The sequence below is a fragment of the Limosilactobacillus sp. C0001E2 genome (genome assembly GCF_056590915.1).
Map to the genome: position 1 here is coordinate 81,396 of NZ_JBWPXC010000001.1, position 21,092 is coordinate 102,487.

23 protein-coding genes and 1 pseudogene are annotated in these 21,092 nt (G+C 41.0%); 15 read left to right on the forward strand and 9 right to left on the reverse strand.

Translation table 11 applies throughout. The features are described from left to right. Positions 1 to 282 precede the first annotated feature (282 nt). Both xerC and AC1EKL_RS00435 read left to right on the forward strand, forming a co-directional pair. A complete protein-coding gene (gene xerC, locus AC1EKL_RS00430; RefSeq protein ID WP_480189101.1) occupies positions 283 to 1,221 on the forward strand; it encodes a tyrosine recombinase XerC in 939 nt (312 codons plus the stop codon). Beyond that, positions 1,218 to 2,096 carry an aldose 1-epimerase family protein gene (locus AC1EKL_RS00435; RefSeq protein ID WP_480188998.1) on the forward strand — a complete coding sequence of 293 codons (879 nt, stop codon included), beginning with the start codon at positions 1,218 to 1,220 and terminating at the stop codon, positions 2,094 to 2,096. The genes xerC and AC1EKL_RS00435 overlap by 4 nt, the downstream gene beginning before the upstream one ends. Positions 2,097 to 2,136: 40 nt before the next feature. On the opposite strand, the gene plsY is transcribed toward AC1EKL_RS00435, so the two are convergent. Then, positions 2,137 to 2,748, reverse strand: a complete 612-nt coding sequence (gene plsY, locus AC1EKL_RS00440) for a glycerol-3-phosphate 1-O-acyltransferase PlsY (RefSeq protein ID WP_480188999.1) — start codon at positions 2,746 to 2,748, stop codon at positions 2,137 to 2,139. 141 nt (positions 2,749 to 2,889) lie between these two features. Between plsY and parE the strand changes: the two genes are divergently transcribed. The 12 genes from parE (at position 2,890) to AC1EKL_RS00500 (ending at position 13,750) form a co-directional block, all read left to right on the forward strand. Next, positions 2,890 to 4,902: a DNA topoisomerase IV subunit B gene (parE, locus tag AC1EKL_RS00445; protein WP_480189000.1), complete on the forward strand. Its 2,013-nt coding sequence runs from the start codon at positions 2,890 to 2,892 to the stop codon at positions 4,900 to 4,902. Positions 4,903 to 4,926: 24 nt separating this feature from the next. Beyond that, a complete protein-coding gene (gene parC / locus AC1EKL_RS00450; protein WP_480189001.1) occupies positions 4,927 to 7,458 on the forward strand; it encodes a DNA topoisomerase IV subunit A in 2,532 nt (843 codons plus the stop codon). 113 nt (positions 7,459 to 7,571) lie between these two features. After that, positions 7,572 to 8,504, forward strand: coding sequence for a manganese-dependent inorganic pyrophosphatase (locus AC1EKL_RS00455; RefSeq protein WP_480189002.1), 933 nt, complete (start codon positions 7,572 to 7,574; stop codon positions 8,502 to 8,504). Positions 8,505 to 8,628: 124 nt separating this feature from the next. Beyond that, the gene (locus tag AC1EKL_RS00460) at positions 8,629 to 9,021 is read left to right on the forward strand and encodes an iron-sulfur cluster biosynthesis family protein (RefSeq protein WP_006915970.1); all 393 of its coding nucleotides are present in this window, start codon (positions 8,629 to 8,631) and stop codon (positions 9,019 to 9,021) included. Positions 9,022 to 9,036: 15 nt separating this feature from the next. Continuing rightward, positions 9,037 to 9,462, forward strand: a complete 426-nt coding sequence (gene msrB / locus AC1EKL_RS00465) for a peptide-methionine (R)-S-oxide reductase MsrB (RefSeq protein ID WP_480189003.1) — start codon at positions 9,037 to 9,039, stop codon at positions 9,460 to 9,462. Positions 9,463 to 9,534: 72 nt separating this feature from the next. Further along, positions 9,535 to 10,383: a sulfite exporter TauE/SafE family protein gene (locus AC1EKL_RS00470; protein ID WP_464465247.1), complete on the forward strand. Its 849-nt coding sequence runs from the start codon at positions 9,535 to 9,537 to the stop codon at positions 10,381 to 10,383. After that, a complete protein-coding gene (locus AC1EKL_RS00475; RefSeq protein ID WP_006915973.1) occupies positions 10,383 to 10,766 on the forward strand; it encodes a DUF1634 domain-containing protein in 384 nt (127 codons plus the stop codon). The genes AC1EKL_RS00470 and AC1EKL_RS00475 overlap by 1 nt, the downstream gene beginning before the upstream one ends. 102 nt (positions 10,767 to 10,868) lie before the next feature. After that, positions 10,869 to 11,720 (forward strand): PfkB family carbohydrate kinase, encoded by an 852-nt coding sequence (locus tag AC1EKL_RS00480; RefSeq protein ID WP_480189004.1) that lies wholly within the window; start codon positions 10,869 to 10,871, stop codon positions 11,718 to 11,720. Positions 11,721 to 11,738: 18 nt separating this feature from the next. Beyond that, positions 11,739 to 12,233 carry an ECF transporter S component gene (locus tag AC1EKL_RS00485; RefSeq protein WP_480189005.1) on the forward strand — a complete coding sequence of 165 codons (495 nt, stop codon included), beginning with the start codon at positions 11,739 to 11,741 and terminating at the stop codon, positions 12,231 to 12,233. Positions 12,234 to 12,384: 151 nt separating this feature from the next. Then, positions 12,385 to 12,690 carry a pyridoxamine 5'-phosphate oxidase family protein gene (locus AC1EKL_RS00490; protein WP_480189006.1) on the forward strand — a complete coding sequence of 102 codons (306 nt, stop codon included), beginning with the start codon at positions 12,385 to 12,387 and terminating at the stop codon, positions 12,688 to 12,690. A gap of 130 nt (positions 12,691 to 12,820) precedes the next feature. Further along, the gene (locus AC1EKL_RS00495; RefSeq protein WP_480189007.1) at positions 12,821 to 13,036 is read left to right on the forward strand and encodes a hypothetical protein; all 216 of its coding nucleotides are present in this window, start codon (positions 12,821 to 12,823) and stop codon (positions 13,034 to 13,036) included. Between the two features lie 174 nt (positions 13,037 to 13,210). Beyond that, positions 13,211 to 13,750 (forward strand): GNAT family N-acetyltransferase, encoded by a 540-nt coding sequence (locus AC1EKL_RS00500; RefSeq protein WP_480189780.1) that lies wholly within the window; start codon positions 13,211 to 13,213, stop codon positions 13,748 to 13,750. A 97-nt stretch (positions 13,751 to 13,847) separates the two neighbouring features. Here the strand turns inward: AC1EKL_RS00500 and AC1EKL_RS00505 are convergent, their stop codons facing one another. The 8 genes and pseudogenes from AC1EKL_RS00505 to pnuC all read right to left on the reverse strand — a co-directional run bounded on the left by AC1EKL_RS00505 (position 13,848) and on the right by pnuC (position 19,873). After that, positions 13,848 to 14,033, reverse strand: coding sequence for a hypothetical protein (locus AC1EKL_RS00505; RefSeq protein WP_480189010.1), 186 nt, complete (start codon positions 14,031 to 14,033; stop codon positions 13,848 to 13,850). Beyond that, positions 14,030 to 14,545, reverse strand: a complete 516-nt coding sequence (locus AC1EKL_RS00510; protein ID WP_480189102.1) for a serine hydrolase domain-containing protein — start codon at positions 14,543 to 14,545, stop codon at positions 14,030 to 14,032. Before AC1EKL_RS00510 ends, AC1EKL_RS00505 begins: the two co-directional genes overlap by 4 nt. Further along, positions 14,545 to 14,679 carry a hypothetical protein gene (locus tag AC1EKL_RS00515; protein WP_480189011.1) on the reverse strand — a complete coding sequence of 45 codons (135 nt, stop codon included), beginning with the start codon at positions 14,677 to 14,679 and terminating at the stop codon, positions 14,545 to 14,547. The genes AC1EKL_RS00510 and AC1EKL_RS00515 overlap by 1 nt, the downstream gene beginning before the upstream one ends. Before the next feature lie 94 nt (positions 14,680 to 14,773). Continuing rightward, a complete protein-coding gene (gene pepI, locus AC1EKL_RS00520) occupies positions 14,774 to 15,661 on the reverse strand; it encodes a proline iminopeptidase (RefSeq protein WP_480189012.1) in 888 nt (295 codons plus the stop codon). Positions 15,662 to 15,738: 77 nt separating this feature from the next. After that, positions 15,739 to 17,145 (reverse strand): annotated as a pseudogene (locus tag AC1EKL_RS00525) (C69 family dipeptidase). Positions 17,146 to 17,287: 142 nt separating this feature from the next. Further along, positions 17,288 to 17,848 (reverse strand): phosphoribosyltransferase family protein, encoded by a 561-nt coding sequence (locus AC1EKL_RS00530; protein ID WP_480190161.1) that lies wholly within the window; start codon positions 17,846 to 17,848, stop codon positions 17,288 to 17,290. A 12-nt stretch (positions 17,849 to 17,860) separates the two neighbouring features. Beyond that, positions 17,861 to 18,943 (reverse strand): NCS2 family permease, encoded by a 1,083-nt coding sequence (locus AC1EKL_RS00535; protein WP_480189014.1) that lies wholly within the window; start codon positions 18,941 to 18,943, stop codon positions 17,861 to 17,863. Positions 18,944 to 19,135: 192 nt separating this feature from the next. Then, positions 19,136 to 19,873, reverse strand: coding sequence for a nicotinamide riboside transporter PnuC (pnuC, locus tag AC1EKL_RS00540; protein ID WP_006915983.1), 738 nt, complete (start codon positions 19,871 to 19,873; stop codon positions 19,136 to 19,138). 357 nt (positions 19,874 to 20,230) lie between these two features. Between pnuC and AC1EKL_RS00545 the strand changes: the two genes are divergently transcribed. Beyond that, entirely contained in the window at positions 20,231 to 21,088 is an 858-nt protein-coding gene (locus tag AC1EKL_RS00545) for a patatin-like phospholipase family protein (protein ID WP_480189015.1), read from the forward strand. Positions 21,089 to 21,092: the final 4 nt, after the last annotated feature.

Below are 21,092 nucleotides of genomic sequence, written 5' to 3' on the forward strand. Positions count from 1 at the left end.
TTAAGGAACGGTGAGTTGATGGATCAGAGTTTAAAAAATAAATTAGATCAACAGTACCAACTTAACCATTTATCCATGCCATTAGAGAAGCTTCTTCATAGCGGCCAAGAATTTGAAGACTTCTTACTGACTGCGGGCGGCTTCCCAGGGTGGTCAAAAGTCACGGCTAATGATTATGCGGCTTATTTAAGCGTGCTTAATCAACAACGCACTCCCAATCCACAATTGGAACAACAAGTTTTTTCGCTAGATCAACTAGGGCTGCTACTTCAGGACAGTCAAGTGGTGGTTAAAAACCCATTTGATTTAGCAAACGTTTTTGCTATTTATCTAACTGGCGAACGCCAATTAGCTGCAACCACGGTTCTGGGATATGAAAATGACCTCCGGATGTTTCGAAAGTTTTTGACCGCTAAAAAGCATTGGCAGGGATGGCTAAAGATTAATCGTCAAGATATTCAGGCGTATTTAACCCACTTAAATGATCTCCGTCGTCAATGGACGACAATTAATCGTGAATTAGCGAGTCTTAGAACCTTTTATAACTTTCTATTAACGAATGGTTTAGTGGTTACTAATCTATTCGATGAAGTCAGAATGAAACATCATTCTCGTTCGCTACCGCGTTATTTTTATGAACCAGAAATGAACGCACTGTTTAAAGCAGCTGATGGAAACGGTCAACCACTTGACTTTCGGAACCGAGCTATCATTGAACTTCTTTACGCCACGGGAATGCGGGTTAGCGAATGTGCTAATCTCTCACTAGAACAGATTAATTGGGATGTTCAAATGATTCTGGTTCATGGAAAGGGAGACAAAGAGCGTTATGTTCCCTTTGGTCACTATGCTAAAGTGACCTTAGAAAGGTACCTTCATGAATGTCGAGAGCCGTTAATGGACAAGTATCATGAAGAACATCACCGGGTTTTTATCAATCATTATGGTAAACCCATCACCAGCGAGGGGATTGAATACGTTCTGAACCAGGTGGTTAAAAAAAGCTCACTCAATGTCCATATCCATCCACACATGCTACGGCATAGTTTCGCTACAGCGATGTTGAATAATGGTGCTGATATTCGTTCAGTACAAGAATTATTGGGGCACTCTAGTCTTTCAACTACCCAAATTTATACGCACGTTACAAGGGAAAATCTACAGAAAACCTATATGAAACTGTTTCCGCGTGCCAAAATGACAAAGGAAGATCAATCATGATTACAATTCGAGATACCAATTTAACAGTTAAAATCGATCCACTAGGCGCTCAGCTTCACAGCTTAGTTCATGCCGGGCAAGAATATTTATGGCAGGGCGATCCCAATTCATGGAAACGGCAAGCTCCCATTCTGTTTCCGTTTGTGGGTCGCTTAAAGGATGACCAGTATGAGTATCGCAGTATTACTTATCATCAAACTCAACATGGTTTTGCACGAGATGAAATGTTTGAAGTTTTAAACCAGCGTGCGGACCAAGTCACGTTTACTTTAAAGGATAACAATCGTACTCGAGCAGCATACCCATTTGCGTTCAAATTAGCAGTAACTTACCAAGTTACAAATGGCAAACTATCAGTAACCTATCAAGTTACAAACCCGAGCGATGATCAGCAGCTAATTTATGCCATTGGTGCTCATCCGGGATTTAACGTTCCATTAACTGATCAAGAGCGGTTTGAGGAGATGAGAGTAACAGTTAATCCAGCTAAAGTCTATTCTCAAATTAAACTAATAGCACCAGGTCCATTGAACGAATTAGAACATCCACAAACAATCGATTTTCGTTCACCGCTTCAATTACGTCATGACTTGTTTAACCAGGATGCCTTAATTTTGGATGCAAAAGAACAACCAGTGACGGTAACAATCGGTGATGCTGATGGTCAGCATGGTGTACACGTTATTACGGATAATAATAAATTGATTGGTATTTGGTCGCCGTTCCCGGCAAAAGCTAATTTACTTTGCATTGAATCGTGGTGGGGAATTGCGGATGGAATTAACAGTGATGACCAACTAACCCATAAACAGCTGATGGATCGTTTACAACCTGGTCAGCAACGACAATATCATTTTGCAATTCAACCATTCTAATCACATAAAAAAAGACCGCCTTTTGAGGCGGCCTTTTTAGCTACTGATGACGGTGACGCAGATAATTTCCAAGTCCAAAGTGAACCATTGACTCGTTGCCATGCAGAATTCGTTGGATGTTACTACGATGCCGCCAAATAATTAAAACAGTAATGATTCCAGCAATTATTGCTAGAATATGGTCATGAATTACCAAAGCGATGATAAAAATAGTCGTTACTGTGATAATACTTGCACAGCTGACCATGCTAGTTAACAGAATAATGCTTACGAAAAGGACACAGGCAATTAAAAAGAGGATGGGGTTATATGCTAAGAGAATCCCTGCACTGGTTGCTACAGCTTTACCACCATGAAAATGATCAAAAATCGAACATGTGTGGCCAACCGAAGCTACCAATCCAATCAGTAGCGGGTTAACTGGAGAATGGAACAGATATGGTTGGCTGGCTGCCAACGTTCCTTTTAAAATATCCATTAATAACACAACCACTCCGGCTTTTGGACCGAGTACGCGAAATGTATTGGTGGTTCCAATATTGCCGCTGCCTTCTTTGCGGATGTCCTGGTGATAAAAATAGCGGCCAATCCATAATCCCGATGGAATGGAGCCTAATAAATAGGCAATTATGATCATTATAATGGTAGTCATTTCAAAACTCCTTTATGCATTAACTTTGTTATCATAGCATGGTTTACCAATCAGTGGCTACCATAAATTATCGTTTGCACCGATGAATTAATTCGAGTAGACTAGTAATGTTACATTTTTCAAAAGTGAGGAGGCCCAACAGTGGCAAAAAAAGAATATCAATATGATTCATCCTCGATCAAAATTTTAAAGGGGTTAGAAGCCGTTAGAAAACGGCCTGGGATGTATATCGGGTCAACGGATACCTATGGACTTCACCACCTCGTATATGAAATTGTTGATAATTCCGTGGATGAAGCACTATCCGGGTATGGTGATGAGATTAACGTAACCATTGGTGCTGATAATTCAATCACTGTTCAAGATCACGGTCGGGGAATGCCCGTTGGGATGCACGCTAGTGGGAAACCGACGCCGGAAGTAATTATGACGGTCTTACATGCTGGTGGGAAGTTTGGTCAAGCCGATGGTTACAAAACTTCCGGTGGATTGCACGGTGTTGGGGCATCGGTAGTCAACGCCTTATCAACTAACTTAACGCTAACGATTGTTCGTGATCATGTGCGCTATCAAGAAAAATTTAAAGATGGCGGTCAGCCAGTTGGTACTCTGAAGAAACTAGGTAAAACTAAGGATTCCAGCGGGACCACCGTTTCTTTTAAACCTGATCCTGCCATTTTTTCCACGACGGTCTATGATTACAATACTTTAGCACGACGTTTACGGGAGTCAGCCTTTTTGCTAAAGGGGTTGAGGATCACCTTAACTGATCAACGACCAGGACAAGAACAAAGTCAGACGTTCCAGTATGAAAATGGAATTAAGGACTTTGTCGAATATTTGAATGAAGACAAGGATACGTTAGGCAAAATATTGACCTTTACTGGTAAGCAAGATGGTGTGGAAGTCGATGTTGCTGCTCAGTACAATGATGGCTACTCCGAAAATGTCCTCTCCTTTGTAAATAATGTGCGAACACCAGATGGTGGGACCCATGAGGCTGGTTTTCGCAGCGCTTGGACCAAGAGCTTTAATGATTATGCACGAAAGACAAATCTTCTCAAAGACCGTGATAAGAATTTAGAGGGGAGCGACGTTCGTGAAGGATTGACGGCTGTCGTTTCGGTTCGAATCCCAGAACGAATTTTGCAATTTGAAGGACAAACTAAAGATAAACTGGGGACACCAGAAGCACGAAAAATTGTTGATAACATTGTTAGTGAACAATTGAATTATGCACTTCTCGAGAATGGTGACTTTGCTCAAATGCTTATTCGCAAGGCAGTTAAAGCACGTCAAGCGCGTGAAGCTGCGAGAAAGGCCCGGGACTTATCGCGGAACGGCAAAAAGCGGAGTCGCAAAGAACGAAATCTATCTGGTAAATTAACTCCTGCGCAATCTAAGAATGCCCAAAAGAACGAATTATTCCTGGTCGAAGGGGATTCTGCCGGTGGCTCAGCTAAGCAGGGGCGGGACCGAAAATTCCAAGCCATCCTGCCATTACGAGGAAAAGTATTAAATACTGAAAAGGCGAAGTTAGATGACGTTTTAAAGAATGAAGAATTAAATACGATTATTTACACCGTTGGAGCCGGCGTTGGTTCTGAATTTAACGTGGCAGACTCTAATTATGATAAAATCATTATTATGACGGATGCTGATGATGATGGCGCCCACATTCAAATTTTGTTGTTGACATTCTTCTACAAGTATATGCGACCGATGATTGAGGCTGGTAAAGTCTACATTGCATTGCCGCCATTGTACCGATTGCAACAAGGACGGGGGGCCAAGAATAAAATCACCTATGCATGGACTAATGAAGAATTAACTAAATTAACCAAGAAGATGGGTAAAACGGCTTCTCTACAACGGTTTAAGGGGCTTGGTGAAATGAATGCCGAGCAACTTTGGGAAACAACGATGAATCCGGAAACGCGGACGTTAATTCGGGTACAAATCAATGATGCCCAGTTAGCAGAAAAGCGGGTTACAACGTTAATGGGAAATAAGGTCGAACCACGTCGTGAATGGATTGAAAAAAACGTCCAGTTTACAATGACTGATGATAAAGAATCCGATGAATTAGTTGAGCATAAGGGTCAAGCGACTGCAACTCCCGATCCGCACATTAAAACATGGAATAACCAATAGTAAAATGAGAAAGGACTGTGCCAAGTGAGTGATAACAAAATTGAAGAGTTAACGCTGGAACAGTTAATGGGTGAACGGTTTGGCCGTTATTCAAAGTCCATTATTCAAGAGCGGGCGCTTCCTGACATTCGTGATGGATTAAAACCAGTTCAGCGCCGGATCTTGTTCGCGATGAATAAGGATGGCAACACTTATGATAAGGGCTTCCGAAAGTCCGCTAAGTCGGTCGGTAATGTTATGGGTAACTTTCACCCACATGGGGATAGTTCCATTTATGAAGCGTTAGTTCGGCTGAGTCAGGACTGGAAATTACGTGAACCGTTAATTGAAATGCACGGTAATAATGGTTCAATGGACGGAGACCCAGCCGCAGCGATGCGGTATACCGAAGCACGGTTAAGTAAGATTGCCGGTTTAATGCTTCGGGATATTGACAAAGATACTGTTGAAATGACGTTAAACTTCGATGATACCGAAAAAGAACCGACCGTCCTCCCCGCTAGAATTCCCAACCTTTTTGTGAATGGGGCGACCGGGATTTCTGCTGGTTACGCAACCGAAATTCCACCACATAATCTGCGGGAATTGATTCAAGCGTTGATTTACCTACTCAAACATCCGGATGCATCTTTAGATGATTTAATGACTTACGTACCAGGACCAGATTTCCCAACCGGAGGAATTATTCAAGGCGTTGGTGGTATTCGTAAAGCATACGAAACCGGTCGAGGGCGGGTTATTTTACGTGCTAAGACCACCATTGAAGAATTACGTGGCGGGCGCCAACAAATCATTGTGACAGAAATTCCTTATGAAGTGAATAAAGCTCAGCTGGTTAAGCGGATCAATGATTTACGTTTAAATAAAAAAGTTGAAGGAATTTCAGAGGCCCGTGATGAAACTGACCGGAGCGGCTTGCGGATTGCCATCGAACTGAAACGGAATGCGGATGCCAATGGAATCTTGAACTACTTACTGAAAAATACGGATCTGCAAATCAACTATAACTTCAACATGGTGGCGATTGATAACCAACGGCCAATGCGGGTTGGTTTAAAACACTATCTGAAATCTTATCTTGCCTTCCAGCAAGAAATCATCACGCGCCGAACGCAATTTGATCTCCATAAGGCTCAAACTCGACTGCACATTGTAGAAGGGTTGATTAAAGCGCTTTCCATTCTGGATCAAGTTATTAAGACGATTCGAGCAAGTAAGAATCGAAAAGATGCAACCCAAAATTTAGTTAATGAATATCAATTCACCCAACCACAAGCAGAAGCAATTGTGGCTTTGCAACTATACCGTTTAACGAATACAGATGTGACTGATCTTCGTGACGAACAGCAACGGTTGAATGATTCAATTGCAGAATATAACAAGATCTTAAATGACCAAAACGAGTTAAATCGAGTGCTGGTTAAGGAATTTAAGGCCATTGATAAGCAATTTGGCTCTGATCGGAAAACTCAAATTGAAAAACACATCCAAAAACTGACGGTCGATACTAAGGTGACGGTACCGGATGAAGAAGTTGTTGTCTTAGTTTCTCACGCTGGCTATATCAAACGCACCAGTTTACGGAGCTTTAAGGCTTCAGTGTTAGAAGAGAATGGGCTCCGTGAAGACGACTACCCACTGTTGATTCAACGGGCTTCGACGCTTAACCATTTGTTTATGTTTACAAACCAGGGGCACGTTATTTATCGGCCGGTGCATGAACTGACGGATGCTAAATGGAAAGAAACTGGTGAGCATATATCACAGTCGATTGGGTTAGCGGACGATGAGGAAATTATCAAAGCACTGATTTTTGAAAATCTGGAATTACCAGGAACAATGATCTTCTCCACTAGTGATGGTCAAGTCAAGCAGACTACTATTCAGGATCTGAAACCTGGGTCTAGATATAAGAGCCGGGCCAGTGTTGTTATGAAGCTTAAGGATGCTAGTGCACGAATGATTAATGCTGAATACTATGAACCACAGGCCAAAAATGTTAGTCTGACGGCAATTAGTAAACACGGCTATGGATTACGGTTTGACGTTGCTGAAGTGCCAACTCAAGGTACGCGGACTGCTGGAGTGCGGGCAATTAATTTGAAAGATGATGATGAACTGGTTAATCTAGTCCAGACGACTGATGACGACCGCCTTGCAATTATGACCCAGCGGGGAGCCTTTAAAGAAATGCGTGCCAACGAACTAGAAGTTGGTAGTCGAGCACGACGCGGTGTGCTGGTATTGCATAAATTGAAGAAACATCCGCACGAAATTGTTGATTTCTTAGCATATCCTGCTGATTATCATGGTGCGTTGGAAGTTATTACCAATCGTCCTGAATTCCAAGATATCTTAGTTGATGATCATCATTTGGGAACGGCTAAGTCTAATGGAACCTTTGTGATTGATACTGATACACAGGGAACACCAGTGACTCTCCGCCGTAAAATTACAGTAATGGCAAATCCAGCTAAGGAAGGCTCTGACAATAATAATACTCAAACTAATCCCCAAAGCCATGGGGCACAGCAAGAAAGCCTGGATATTAAGTAATTGATCGTTTTTGAAATTCTGTCAAAAAAAGTTATGGAGAATTGCCAAAGTCGTGATATGATTAAAGATGTGAGATGGATTAACATCACTATTTTGAGGAGGAATCCAATATTATGAGTAAAGAATTAGTCTTTGGACACCAAAATCCGGATACAGATGCCATTACAGCGGCAATGGCATTTTCATACTTACAAAATCAATTAGGTTACGAAACAGAAGCCGTTGCACTTGGTGAACCAAACGATGAAACTAAGTACGCCCTCAAGCATTTTGATATGGAAGCACCACGGTTGGTTAAGACCGTTGCTAACGAAGTTGACCAAGTTATGTTAGTTGACCATAACGAACCACAACAAAGTGTTTCAGATATTGATAAAGTTCAAGTAACCCACTTGGTTGACCACCACCGGATTGCCAACTTCAACACTGCACAACCATTATGGGCAACAGTTCGTCCATACGGCTGTGTAAGTACCGTTATTTATGAACTTTTTGAAAGCAAGCACATTGCTATTCCTGCTGACTTAGCCGGAATGATGCTTTCAGCAATTATTTCAGATACTTTGCTTTTGAAGTCCCCAACCACGACTGATCATGATCGGGAAGCAGTTAAGGCCTTAGCTAAGATTGCTGATGTGGACTACGAAGACTATGGCATTAAGATGTTGAAGGCCGGCACTAATCTGGATGCTAAGTCAGATAACGATATTGTTGATGGCGATGCTAAGTCATTTGAATTAAATGGTTCGACAGTGCGGATTGGTCAAGTTAACACAGTAGACTTGGATGATGTCTTTGCTCGTCAAGCCGACTTAGAAAAAGAAATGCAATCATTGATGGACCAAAATGGTTATGATACCTTCATTTTGATTGCTACCAACATTTTAAATAGTGATTCTGACTTGTTAGTTGTTGGTGACAACACTGATAAGGTAGAAAAGGCCTTTGGTAAGAAGCTAAATGATGCTCACCGAATGAATCTTCCTGGCGTTGTTTCCCGGAAGAAGCAAGTGGTTCCTCCATTGACGGACGCTTTTGAAGGCTAATTACATGTTAAACTTTAAAACCTCAGCTTTAGTCTGAGGTTTTTTTATAGAGTGACGCTTACTTATTGTAAGTTGAAACAAAATGAGATATAATTAAATCAACAATAACGAGGAGGGGATTACGATGTATTTAACGTTTACTGATGACGCAAAACAACGGCTTAGCCGCTACTTGGGAACTTCTAAAAAGATGCTTTTAGATTACGATGATGGTGTCGGCCCATTTTCAGCACTTGGCAATTGTTCTCTTGATGATAACTTTAAATTAATTTTTGTTAATCAGAATCAGTCATTTAAGGACTTTGATGCAAGCTTCGATTCGAACCTCGGAAAGATTTACTATAAGGGTTACACTAAACCGCAATTGGCTGATCAAATGACGGTTAGCTTTAACGCCCACGTTTTTACGATGCCGTTAAAGTCTCCTCAGGGAATTTTAACTGATGATTTAGAAATCTTGGACGTTAGTGATAAACAACCTCAACAGATCCAAATGACGAAGGCCCATGATTGCTAGTTGGGAGTGAATTCAATGAATAATGATGATTTAAAGCAGCGATTAACCCCTTTACAATATGAAGTCACCCAGCATGCGGCCACTGAACCACCATTCAGTGGGAAGTATGATCATTTTGACCAGCCTGGTATTTATGTTGATATTGTAAGTGGGGAACCCCTCTTTTCTTCTCTGGATAAGTATGATTCAGGATGTGGTTGGCCGGCCTTTAGCAAACCACTAAATAAGTTAAAAATGAAACGTGACCAATCTTTTGGCATGGAACGGACTGAAGTTAGAAGTCCACAAGCTAATTCTCATTTAGGACACGTCTTTTCCGATGGTCCAGTGGATCGTGGCGGTTTGCGCTATTGTATCAATTCTGCCGCGCTCAAGTTTATTCCGGTAACTGAGCTGGCAGCAAAAGGTTATGGCGAATATGCACAGCTCTTTAAAGATTAACTTGTTGCAAGTTTAATAAGTGTAGTAGAATAAGAACCCGTAATAACGTTTTAATAAGGGAGGGCTTGAGTCTTGGTTACACAAGCAGCCATTTTATTATTAATTGGCGTTTTTGCGGGTTCTTTAGGTGCTTTGCTTGGAATTGGTGGTGGAATGATTATTATCCCAATTTTGAGCATTCTAATGGGCTTGCCAATGCGCTATGCAATTGGCGCCAGTGTGATTGCAGTAATTGCAACAAGTTCTGGGGCCACAATTGCGTACTTGAAAGATGATTTGTTGAATTTACGGGTGGCAATGTTTTTAGAAATTGCTACCACTATTGGGGCAATTACCGGTGCCATTTTGACTGGAGTAATTGACGGTAAATGGCTCGAAGTAATTTTCGGTATTTTCTTGGTCTATTCCACCTATAATATGATTCAAAAGCTGCGCGGGAAAGTTAGAGTAGATGCAACAAACGTCAGTGACGACAAGTGGGCACGAAAATTAAAGCTACAAGGTTCCTATTATGATCAGTTATCTATGCAAGAGAAATACTACCAAGTAACACGGGTTCCGGGTGGTTTTGCAATGATGTACGCTGCCGGATTAGCCAGTGGTTTACTCGGAATTGGTAGTGGCGTTTTTAAAGTGATTGCGATGGATACTATCATGAAAATGCCCCTTAAGCCATCAAGTGCGACCAGTAATCTGATGATGGGGGTAACGGCGGCAGCGAGCGCAACCGTTTACTTCTTTAACGGTTCTATTCATCCGCATATTGCCGCACCGCTCGCAATCGGAATCTTGATTGGAGCGGCAATTGGGACGCGTTTGATGCAGCGAATTCAACCACGTTTGTTGCGTATGATTTTTGTGCCAATTCTTTTAATTATGGGTATTCAAATGATCCTCAAAGGCTGTGGGGTGATTAACTAATGGCAAGTAAAGAAAGTTCAGCAACGCGTTCCGAAATGGCTAAGGTTGAAAATGTGATTGGCATTATCATGCAGATTGGTGTTTTAGTTTCCGCATTAGTAATTGTGATTGGCTTATTGATGTTCTTCATTACAGGACAATCTGGCTATGCTGGAACAACCTTCCCCCATTCGTTTAGTACGATCGGGCAGGGGATTATTGCTTTAAAGCCGTACGCAATTATTATGTTGGGGCTATTTATGTTAATATTAACCCCTGCACTCCGGGTTTTAGTATCGATCTATGCCTTTGCAGTGATGAAGGATCACCTGTACGTATGGATTACCACTATCGTAATGATTATTTTAATTATTGCCATGGTAATTGGGATGTATGGAATTTAGTTTAAACATAAATGAAGGATTGTCGGGGAGATTCCCGGCTTTTTTATTGAAGTCGTGGGGAAGTTGCTGTATACTAAGAATTGTGTTAATAGACGAATGAGGGTGGTTATCATTAAAGAAGCAGCATTAGTAATCGAAGATTTTTCGGCGCTTGGTCAGATTTCAATGGTTGCTGCGTTAACCATTTTGCAGTCAATGGATTACACAACCGCTTCTCTTCCCACGACGATATTATCCACCCAAACAGAGTGTTTTGGTGATCTCCAACGCCTGTCAACTAACCAATGGATTAAAAACTCAGTTGACCATTGGCAGTTAATTCCAGATCTTGATTTTAAAGGGGCATTGATTGGTTATATTGGTCACCAAAGCTTAATTCCGCTAATTCAAGAGATTTTACTAGCCAAGCTCGGCAATCGACCAGTGATTATTGATCCAGTGATGGGGGATGAGGGGAAGTTGTACCCTGGATTGAATAATAATTATCTGAAAGCAATGCAGCAACTTTGTCAACACGCTACTGTGCTGACCCCAAATTGGACTGAGCTTTGTTTATTAGCAAACCAACCAGTTAGTCTTAAACCAACTGAAAAAAATGTCCAGCGTCTGCTTAGTATTTTGCAATCTAATAAAATCGATGCTCAAGTTGTGATTACCGGAATAACAAAGGGATCTGAAATCGGCTGCCTCTTTCGGTCACGCGAAGAAGGATTAGAATTTATTGGTAATCGTCGCTTGCATGGACATTTTTATGGGACTGGTGATACTTTTGCAGCGCTATTGCTAGGTTTGTTATTAACGGATTGCTCATTAACGACGGCCGTCAGAACTGCTACGCAGCTGCTAGCTGTTGCAGTCAATGAGACTGCTCAAGAAGAGCCGTTTACTAATCGAAAATATGGACTGCGGTTGGGACAATTGGTGAAACAATTAGCCATAACTGATGATAAATAAGGAGTAGGTATAATTAGGATGAACAACTCAAGTCGTCAACTGAAGAGATTAATTTTAGCTGGATTATTGTTAGCCATCACAATCGTATTTGGCCGACTTTTTATTATCCCAATTCCATGGACACACGGAAACGTTAATTTATGTGATGCCGGCATCTTTATTGCTGCAATGTTATTAGGACCAGCCTATGGTACGATTGTTGGCGGTCTTGGCGGAATGATGTTAGATTTAATTTCTGGTTTTACCCAGTATTCGATTTTTTCTTTGATTGCCCATGGTTTGGAAGGGCTGGTTACAGGAATTATTTATAAACACGTTGGCAATCGAAAAATTGGTCAGTGGTGTGCACTCCTTAGTGGAGCCATTGTGATGGTGATTATATATTTGGTTGCTGACTCAGTCCTCTATAATTTTGTTGCGGGATTACTGGGCATTGGCACGAACCTATTACAAGGCATCGTTGGTGCCGTGGTTGCAATGCTCGTAGTCCCAAGTATTAAAAAACGACTTTAATATCAAATAATTCAATGCATTTCATGACCATGTTTGGCCGAAATGCATTTTTTAGCATAACAAATTTTAATTTTATTGTAATCGCTTACTAAAATGATAAAATAAAATATAAGTAGACGCAATTATCAAGAAAAAAAGGAGGATCCTTCTTATGAGAAAGGATATTATTACAGACCATGCTAAAATTTCTTGGATTCTTGAACATTGTCAAATTCTTCGATTAGGTTTAACCAATGACCATGGGAGCTACGTTGTCCCAGTTCACTTCGGCTATGTTGAAGATACAAAAGGTAATTACACCATTTATATTCATGGAACCAGTGATGGTGAAAAAGCGGCTGCTCTAGATCAAGGCCATTTGATTGGTTTTGAAACCGATCATGGTCATGAAAACCTAATTTACACACCACCGCGCAAAAGCGCCTTTGGGCCATCATTTCATCATTTATTAGTGTGATTGGAGAAATGCCGTACCAGAACGAATCACAAGCTCTTCAGTAAAATTAACGGCAATTCGGACGATTCTCCATCACTATATTAATCAAATCCCGGTAACGCTGGACCAAAACGCAGTACAGAATGTTGCTATGTGGGCGCTAAGAGTTAAAAATATCACTGGACGAGTTCATAATCCAACACCAGCTTGGTCGGAAGCGTTAGGACTGCCGATCAAAGAACGGCATGGTCTCCATTATCAAGATGGCGCAATGGTCCTCAATGATCTTACTGAAAAGCAAGGTCAGGGTGATGTTGATACGACCGCGACTGCGTCAATCCATCAGCAGTCGTCAAACAAAGGGTAAGTTATTATGAATAGAGCAGTGACATCGACTAAGGGAGTTTCCTTAGTTTTTTCTTTCTTGTTATTACTTTGTTTAATATATATTATGTAAAGCAAAAAACATAATTTTGACAGGGACTACCACCAGCACTTATATTTATAGTTAATGATTAATTTAATTTGGAGGCATTTTAGAATGGCAATTAATGACGTTAATGATCCCCATCTACAACTCGTGACAACGGATCCCCAAGACTTGGATCGGTTGCAAGCAATTTGTCGCGCTACCTTTACTGAAACTTTTGGGGATGATAATGATCCAACAGATCTGAAACAATTCTTAGCAGACGCTTACTCAATTCAGCAACTTACTCATGAATTGGAATCAGTAACTAGCCGCACTTACTTCTATAATGTTAATGGTCAAACTGCTGGTTATCTGAAAGTTAACTGGGCTGATGCACAAACTGAAAATAATTATCCAGCAGCGATGGAAATTCAGCGAATTTATGTTTTAAAACGTTTCCAGAAGCTCCATATTGGTGGTCGTTTAATGAAAAAAGCCCTTAGTGTTGCTAAGGACTTAGGAAAAGATGAAGTTTGGCTGGGTGTTTGGGAACATAATGATAATGCCCAAGGTTTTTATCATCATTATGGATTTGAACGAGTTGGTCAACACACCTTCACGGTTGGCGAGGATCAGCAAACGGATTACCTATTGCTCAAAAAACTTTAATACGGAAATGCTTGGTGATTGCTAACAAAGTAGATTTGATCAAGATCGTGACCTAATTGGCGACATTGCTTCAAAGTAATGTTATTGCTGAATAAGATCAGGATTTTTTTGTTTTATAATCCGCAAATAGTGTACATGCATATCCAGCATAGGAGCCATTTGCGTGGATGGCATTTTGATGGATATAGATTCCTCCATAATATGGATTATCAGTTGGTTGGAAGCGAATGTGCTGATATTGATGGCCAATTCCGTGATGATTAAGGAATGTTTTTTGCATCAATTGCCAATAACCTTGGGGAGTCGCAAGGAGGACTTGACCAGCACCATATTCAGCGGACATCTCGCGTTGTAAATAACGCCAGTTGTTCTTTTCGCTTGGGTCCAAACGGGGTGGTGTTGAGCAGCGGTCAGCGATGGGACTACCCTAGATGAGGAGGCTTGCGTGAAGAACTTTAAGTTAGGTAGGTTGTAGTAGTTAAAAATATGTTTTTGAACATATCGTTGATATGATTGATGACTAGCTTTAGCAACCACCATCGCTAGGAGTCCGTAATTAACGTTAGCGTAATGCCATTGTCCCGGTTGACTACGAACCTGATAATTGTGCATGGTGAATTGCCAATTTGCTTTTTCACTTGTTATAGGTTGCGGAGCAATTCGGTTAACATCTGCCAAACCACTCGTGTGCATCATTAATTGCCGAATCGTGATTTGTTCACTATTGGCGACTTCTGGTAAATACCGGTTTAATTTTGTGTCAAGGCTTAATTGATGGCGATTAAGGCGATTAATTAGTTGCTGAGCTGAATCGCACCGGTTTGCTGTTTAGAAATTGACTTGGCTAAGCTGGTGGTGGGTGTAAGGATGATCACTACTGATAAAATTAAAGTAACCTTAATTATGAACCCCTGCCAGTGTTTAATCATTCCTTTGTCAACTCCCCTCTTTTTACTTGAATATTTAATATCATAACGAAAACCCAGTCCCGATGCAATTTTGGTGACTGGGTTTGATAATTGATTAATCATGCTGATTTAACCATGATTGTAATAAATGTTCGTAATCACTTGTTCGTTCAACAAATGACATGTGCCGGGTTCCGTTAAATAAGTGCCAACTAGCGTGAGGTAAATTATCAGCCATTGTTTTCGCCACTAGCGGTGTACAAAGATCATTAGTTCCACTAGTGATTAACGTTGGCGTGGTAACCCTTTGCAATTTTTGAGTATAATCGTAGTCTTTAAGATTACCGTTTGGAGTATATTCGTTTGGGCCCCAAGCGACTTCATAAGACACCGTACCAACCTGCTTAGGCCGTCGTAAGCATTCTGGACTGTTTAGATTAGCTTCATCATCCGCAGAATGTAATTGCATATAATGACGATTGGCTTGTAAATAATCAGCAGCTTGGTAATTACCAGTGCGTTCTGCCTTGGCAATCGCTGCCTGTTCTTCTGGCGGCAAAAACTTAATTAACCGGTGCTGTTCTGCACCCCATAACTTAGATGATGATAACGTGCTTGCTAGTATCACACTGTGAATTCCATTTGGTTGATAGTCGCATAGGTAAATAATGGCTAACATGCCACCCCACGATTGACCTAATAAATGGATTTGCTGTAAACCCAGTTGTTGTCGAAGACTGACTAGTTGCTGCACCCACGTTTCAGGACGGTAAACCTCTGGAGTATTATCTGGAATTGAAGACTGTCCGCAGCCAAGCTGATCGTACATAATTAGCTGACGATGGTCTTGGTTGGCGAATTCATCTAAGACTTCAAAATAGTTATGGGTCGAGCCAGGGCCACCATGTAGAAGAACTAATGGTGGCTTCTTAGAAGGCTCCCCAACAATGCGGTAATAAGTCCGGTAGTCGCCAAAAGGTAAATAACCCGTTTTAATTTGCAAAATTCCATTTCCTTCCATTAATAATAAATGGTCTTCAACCACCACGCGCGATTGAAGACCATTTAATTACGTAGAAATTATTCATTTCCATAGTTCAAATGTAGCTTTAAAGCACCATTTTCAACCATGCCGCCAAGGCACTTCATTGCCAAATCATAAGCGCGCTTTGCCGTTTCGTTATTAGCTTCCTGTAATTGCTTTTGAAGCTCCTTACCAGACAACTTAGCAACTTTTTGGTCTGTCTTAATCATAACGTTGCGACCAGCGGCCATCGTATTTTGCCGTAAGTTTTCAAGGCTCATTTGATAACGCTTTGGATGATCATCCGCAATTGTTGCAATTAATTGAGTCATCCAGTACATATTATGAATATCAAAGTGTTCTTTGGTGTTCTTGTATGTTGCAGGAGTATCTAACACGTTAGTATAGAATGGAACAACTGAGTTAAAGGCATTCGGACCAAACGATAACCAGCAAATCCCTGCTTCTTCCTTTGGTACATCATTCCGGAGTTGAATAATATGACTTTCAGCATTCCGCTGGAAACCAATTGGCCGAAAGGCCGTCCGCGTTGCAGAGGTTCCTTCACTATCATATGGATCATATGGTGTGTGTTGATAGCGTGAGCTTAAGAGCATACTTAACATCTTCAACCGTAATCAGGCGTTCTGGCTTACGAATAAATGGCAGATCTGGGTTATCCGGCGTTTCAGCAATGCTTGGATTAAAGAGCTTTTGAACATACCATTGCCGTGGAATATTGTAGCGATAATCAGAGTCTTTATGGCTACCGAAAATGTGCCGGAGGTTATATTTACCATCGGGATCGACATTTAAGTGATAATCATCAATCATCTTTTGTAAGTCGGCAGATGCCATTGTATCAGCAGAAGCAAAGTCGAAGTCTGTAATGCTAAACCAGTTTGGTGCAACTACATAACTGTCGTCAGGAATTCGTTGGGCAGCCCAGTGGTGACCACCGATGGTTTCCATGTACCAAACTTCGTCGTGATCTGCAAACGCAATTCCGTTGGATTCGTAAGTCCCATATTTTTCGAGATAGTCACCCAGTAATTTAACTCCTTCACGTGCAGAATGAATGTATGGCAGGACAATGGTAACAATATCTTCTTCACCAATCCCCTTTTCTACTAATGGATCAATTCCTAAGATACGAGAATTAGTGGTACTAGTTTCAGTGGCGGACATTGCTGTATTGGCGTCATTGATCCCTGCTTCACCCCAGATACCCATTTTCCGTTGCTGAGCCGTAATTCCGGGAATGGAAGTATAGCGCATGGGGTTGCTTGGTAAATCAATCTTAATCTTGAAGTAACCGACTTATAATTCTTTGGTTGCTTATCCGGTGTTACAACGACAAAATGCTTTTGGTTAAACGTATAGCCACAGTCTTCATTCCGTGAAATCAGTGTTGAACCATCTGCGGTCGCGTTTTTACCAGCTAGAATTGTTGTACAAGGCATATCTATGATCCCCTTTTTTGTTTAAAATACCTATTCAACATCTAACCCTATTTTAATGCAAACCATTTAATTTCTCAAACTAACCTGTCAAAAACGTCTTATTATTAAATACTATTGATCAAGTAACCGTTTGGACTCCAAGCTACCTTTTTAAAGAACCATCATGATTGAATAATGGTAACCGTGCTAAATAATAAGTAATATCGGATCGATTGGCGGCAGCCCCTTCTGCTAAGATAGCAACCTTGGCCATTACCTTGGCACTAACTTGGTTCAATAGTGATTCCGCAGCCTGCATAGAACTACCAGTGCTAATGACATCATCAACGATAATTACTTGTTTATTCTGCAATAATTTTTCATCATTTCCATTTAGGACTAGTTCTTGGGGGCGTTGAGTTGTAATGGAATTAACAACCGTCTTGATTGGATGAGCCATGTATCCTTTAACTGACTTTCTTAGGACGATTGAACGCGGATGTTGTGTTAACAGACCTAGATCATGGGCCAAGGGGATCCCTTTGCTTTCCATCGTGACAATATAATCAAATTTTGTCGGTAATTTGGGTTGGAGTAATTTAGCAGCCGCATACGATAATTCGTCATCACCAAGTAATACAAATGAGGCAATTGTTGTTTTAGAATCGATTGGGATAATGGGCAACTGTCGTGTTAAATCAGCGACCTGTAATTGATATTCCATAATTATTTCTCCTTAGATGAAAGCTAATAAGACTTTTAAAATGCCGCCAGATAACAGACCAGTAAATGGATCAACTAATCCAGTGATGACCATTGTTAATGCAGCAACGATTGGCTGACCACCATGAAGCGCAGTTGTGACATTTTCCGGAAATGTCACAAAGACCCCGAGGACAAATAGAAATCCAGCGATGGATGAACTCGGCACGTACTTACCTAATTTAGGGAGCCAGCCAAGAACCAAAATCAGCGCCATAATTAACATCATCAAACAACCAGCAATTACTGGCTCGGGCGCACTAGCGGTTGCAGAAATAATTGTTTCAACTGGTGCGCCTCCTAGCAAAGAAGTTCCCAGGTCCGCCAATGCTTGCGAAGTCGTTAGTAAATTCAAATTAACGGGATTTGGTTTGATTCCAGTCATCTGACCTGTGATCAGTCCGTACGACAAGTTCGCACCAATATTCAAACACGCTAAACTGAGTGCCCCACGAATGATGCGCTGATTAACCATCGGCTTGGTAAAAACAAACCGGCGTAGTTTAACATTTGTCGGTAATGTGGCGCGATAATGCTCAATAAAGACCGCATACAAACTAGATAGAATTACTGACAAACAGATTGTCCAAACTAAATTATTAGTGATTAGGTAATTAATAACGGCCACAAGAATTGATAACCATCCAGTTAGCTGGAATGCTTGTTCTTGATTGGAACCTTTGACCATTTGCAAAGCAATTTTTGCCAGCATAATACCGACGCCTGCCATCATTCCGTAAATAATCTGATTACCAAAAAGCCGAACAATTCTGGTAAGCGTTCCGGTAACCCCGATAATTAACATGATTAGAGACCCACCAAAGATAATTGATGTAAACTCCCGTGGGTTTTCGCCAATGTCACCAGTCACCGCTAGGGATTCTGCCTGAAAAGAAACCGGGGCAACTGAATTGAACATAAAATTAATTCCGGTAACTAAGATAAATGAAAAGGTTGTAGGAAAAACCGCAAACCCAAGCCCCATGGCCATAATCCCTTGGGGAATTCCGTTCAAAACCACACCGATTGCGGCCATTAAATCAGCTAACCAATGCATAACTTCCTCCTAAACACGAACAAAACTCTGACTGTGAAACCAATAGTTAACTATTCATTCATATTATTAGTGAGAAAATTCGGAAAGTCAATAACAACAAAACGATCCTTGAATTGAATGTTCGTGATTAAGTAAGCTGAGGATAAAGAAAAACTCCGCGAACTATTCACGTTCACGGAGTTAGTCACTGAGTTATTTAATTGCGTTTAACCCTTGCTTTTTCCGCCCATGATTGAACCATGGGCTAACGGTAAAGGCCAAAATATCATTGATAACGTAGATTGAACTATTCACCGCCATAGCTAAAGTGGCATCACCTTGGGCGAAAGTAATCCCCCAGAGGATTAATTGAAAAATCCCGGAAGCCAACCACCAGAAGTATTGGTTATTATAACGCATAAAGCACATGATCCCGGCAGTTAAACTGATTGAGAAACTAATGGCATCGATCCAAGGACGTGGATCATCGGTAAACTGACCAATCAGGTAACCGGAAATTAGGTAAACCAGTAATGTTCCAATAATTGCAATCGTCCATTCTTTACCACCAAACTTGCGCAGGTGGTTCTTGGTATCGTCATTCCAAGAATTAATCGCTAAAATAACTGGTAAATCTAATGTTGCAATGTAGGCAATTTGTTCAAAAATAGATAGGTAATTTTTAGCGGCTAACCCTGCGTAAATAAAGCAGGCAGCACTAATTAGTCCTAACCAACCGTTAATTGCCTTGGTTGCATTGATTGCTAAAACACAAAGGGTCCCTAGCAAAGTACCGATAAAAGTAATTAACGTTACCGTAGTAACCTTTGCTTCAATTAGTAATGCTAATTGAAAGCCAAACGCGAAGAACCAGAGGCAGTAGTTTTGCACTGGCCACCCCTTCAACTGTCTAAACAACCATACAAAATAGTTCTCATGAGAATTTCCCATTGATAACCAAACTCCTTTATTTTTTAGGTTCATGATGATATCCATCATGCCTTATCCGCCTTTCGGCATCTCTGACAATAAATGTCACTGATTGAAGAGTATAGCATGAATGGTTTTAAATTTGAATTTGCAAAATGATCATTTATCAACAAGCAATCGCGCAAGTCTGGGCTCATTTACCGGTTAAAAATTTTTTCTTTGCCTTACCAATAATTAGTAATCCGATGATCTGATAAGTGAATATTTACTTTACATAAAAATAATATCGGTAAACTAATAACAAAAACAACCTTTGTTACTTATCCCTGAATAATGGTAAAATGGGAACATCTATTTATAAAAACGGAGGGCTTTCTGATGTTGTATAATGCAGCCTTAGTCTTAGAAGGTGGGGCAATGCGCGGTCAGTATTCGACTGGACTTACCGACGCTTTTCTGGCCCACCATATTGAATTTAAAAGTGTCATTGGGGTGTCTGCTGGCGCCCTTTGCGGTGCTCAATACGTTTCTAAACAGTATGGACGGATGGTTCACGTTAATACGCATTATCGCAAAGACAAGGAATACATTTCGCTTTTGCACATGCTGAAGCATCAGGATATTTTAAATTTAGACTTTTTGTTTGAAGATCATGGTTGGGATTGGAATAACTTTGACGAACGGGCATATGAACGCTCCTCAACTAATTTTACAATTGTGGCGACCCAGTTATCATCCGGGCGAATGGTATCGTTTACTAACCCCACCGGTTCGGAACTGGTCAATGACTTGAAGGCTTCTTGCTCGATGCCCTTTTTAATGGAACCGCAAATTACATCGAAGGGTCAATGCTTGGACGGCGGTGTTGCTGATTCAATTCCTTATGACATTGCTGAACAGCAAGGATTTGATAAGATTGTTATCGTGCGGACGCGTCCCCGGGCCTATCAAAAGAAGCCCACTTCCAAGTTGCTGCAGCAAATGTACCGACGAGTTTTTAAAGAGCACCTTGCATTTGCAGAAACTGGTATTAAACGACCAGAAGTCTATAATCAACAGGTTGAAGTGGTTAATCAAAAAGCGGCTAATGGAGACTGGTTCTGTTTTTCACCTGAAAATATGGTCAAGGTCGGACGTCTGGAAAAGAACACGAATAAGCTAGCTGAACTCTATCATCAAGGACAGCAGCAAGCCGAGCACTTATTACCGGAATTAACGGCATACTTAACAAAGTGAGGAG

What these genes read in the sequence shown, in the direction of transcription:
- AC1EKL_RS00435 (WP_480188998.1), top strand. Translation starts at nt 1,218, where the DNA reads ATGATTACAATTCGAGATACCAATTTAACAGTTAAAATCGATCCACTA.
- plsY (WP_480188999.1), bottom strand. Translation starts at nt 2,748, where the DNA reads ATGACTACCATTATAATGATCATAATTGCCTATTTATTAGGCTCCATT.
- AC1EKL_RS00455 (WP_480189002.1), top strand. Translation starts at nt 7,572, where the DNA reads ATGAGTAAAGAATTAGTCTTTGGACACCAAAATCCGGATACAGATGCC.
- AC1EKL_RS00460 (WP_006915970.1), top strand. Translation starts at nt 8,629, where the DNA reads ATGTATTTAACGTTTACTGATGACGCAAAACAACGGCTTAGCCGCTAC.
- msrB (WP_480189003.1), top strand. Translation starts at nt 9,037, where the DNA reads ATGAATAATGATGATTTAAAGCAGCGATTAACCCCTTTACAATATGAA.
- AC1EKL_RS00475 (WP_006915973.1), top strand. Translation starts at nt 10,383, where the DNA reads ATGGCAAGTAAAGAAAGTTCAGCAACGCGTTCCGAAATGGCTAAGGTT.
- AC1EKL_RS00485 (WP_480189005.1), top strand. Translation starts at nt 11,739, where the DNA reads ATGAACAACTCAAGTCGTCAACTGAAGAGATTAATTTTAGCTGGATTA.
- AC1EKL_RS00490 (WP_480189006.1), top strand. Translation starts at nt 12,385, where the DNA reads ATGAGAAAGGATATTATTACAGACCATGCTAAAATTTCTTGGATTCTT.
- AC1EKL_RS00495 (WP_480189007.1), top strand. Translation starts at nt 12,821, where the DNA reads ATGTGGGCGCTAAGAGTTAAAAATATCACTGGACGAGTTCATAATCCA.
- AC1EKL_RS00500 (WP_480189780.1), top strand. Translation starts at nt 13,211, where the DNA reads ATGGCAATTAATGACGTTAATGATCCCCATCTACAACTCGTGACAACG.
- AC1EKL_RS00515 (WP_480189011.1), bottom strand. Translation starts at nt 14,679, where the DNA reads ATGATTAAACACTGGCAGGGGTTCATAATTAAGGTTACTTTAATTTTA.
- AC1EKL_RS00530 (WP_480190161.1), bottom strand. Translation starts at nt 17,848, where the DNA reads ATGGAATATCAATTACAGGTCGCTGATTTAACACGACAGTTGCCCATT.
- AC1EKL_RS00535 (WP_480189014.1), bottom strand. Translation starts at nt 18,943, where the DNA reads ATGCATTGGTTAGCTGATTTAATGGCCGCAATCGGTGTGGTTTTGAAC.
- pnuC (WP_006915983.1), bottom strand. Translation starts at nt 19,873, where the DNA reads ATGGGAAATTCTCATGAGAACTATTTTGTATGGTTGTTTAGACAGTTG.
- AC1EKL_RS00545 (WP_480189015.1), top strand. Translation starts at nt 20,231, where the DNA reads ATGTTGTATAATGCAGCCTTAGTCTTAGAAGGTGGGGCAATGCGCGGT.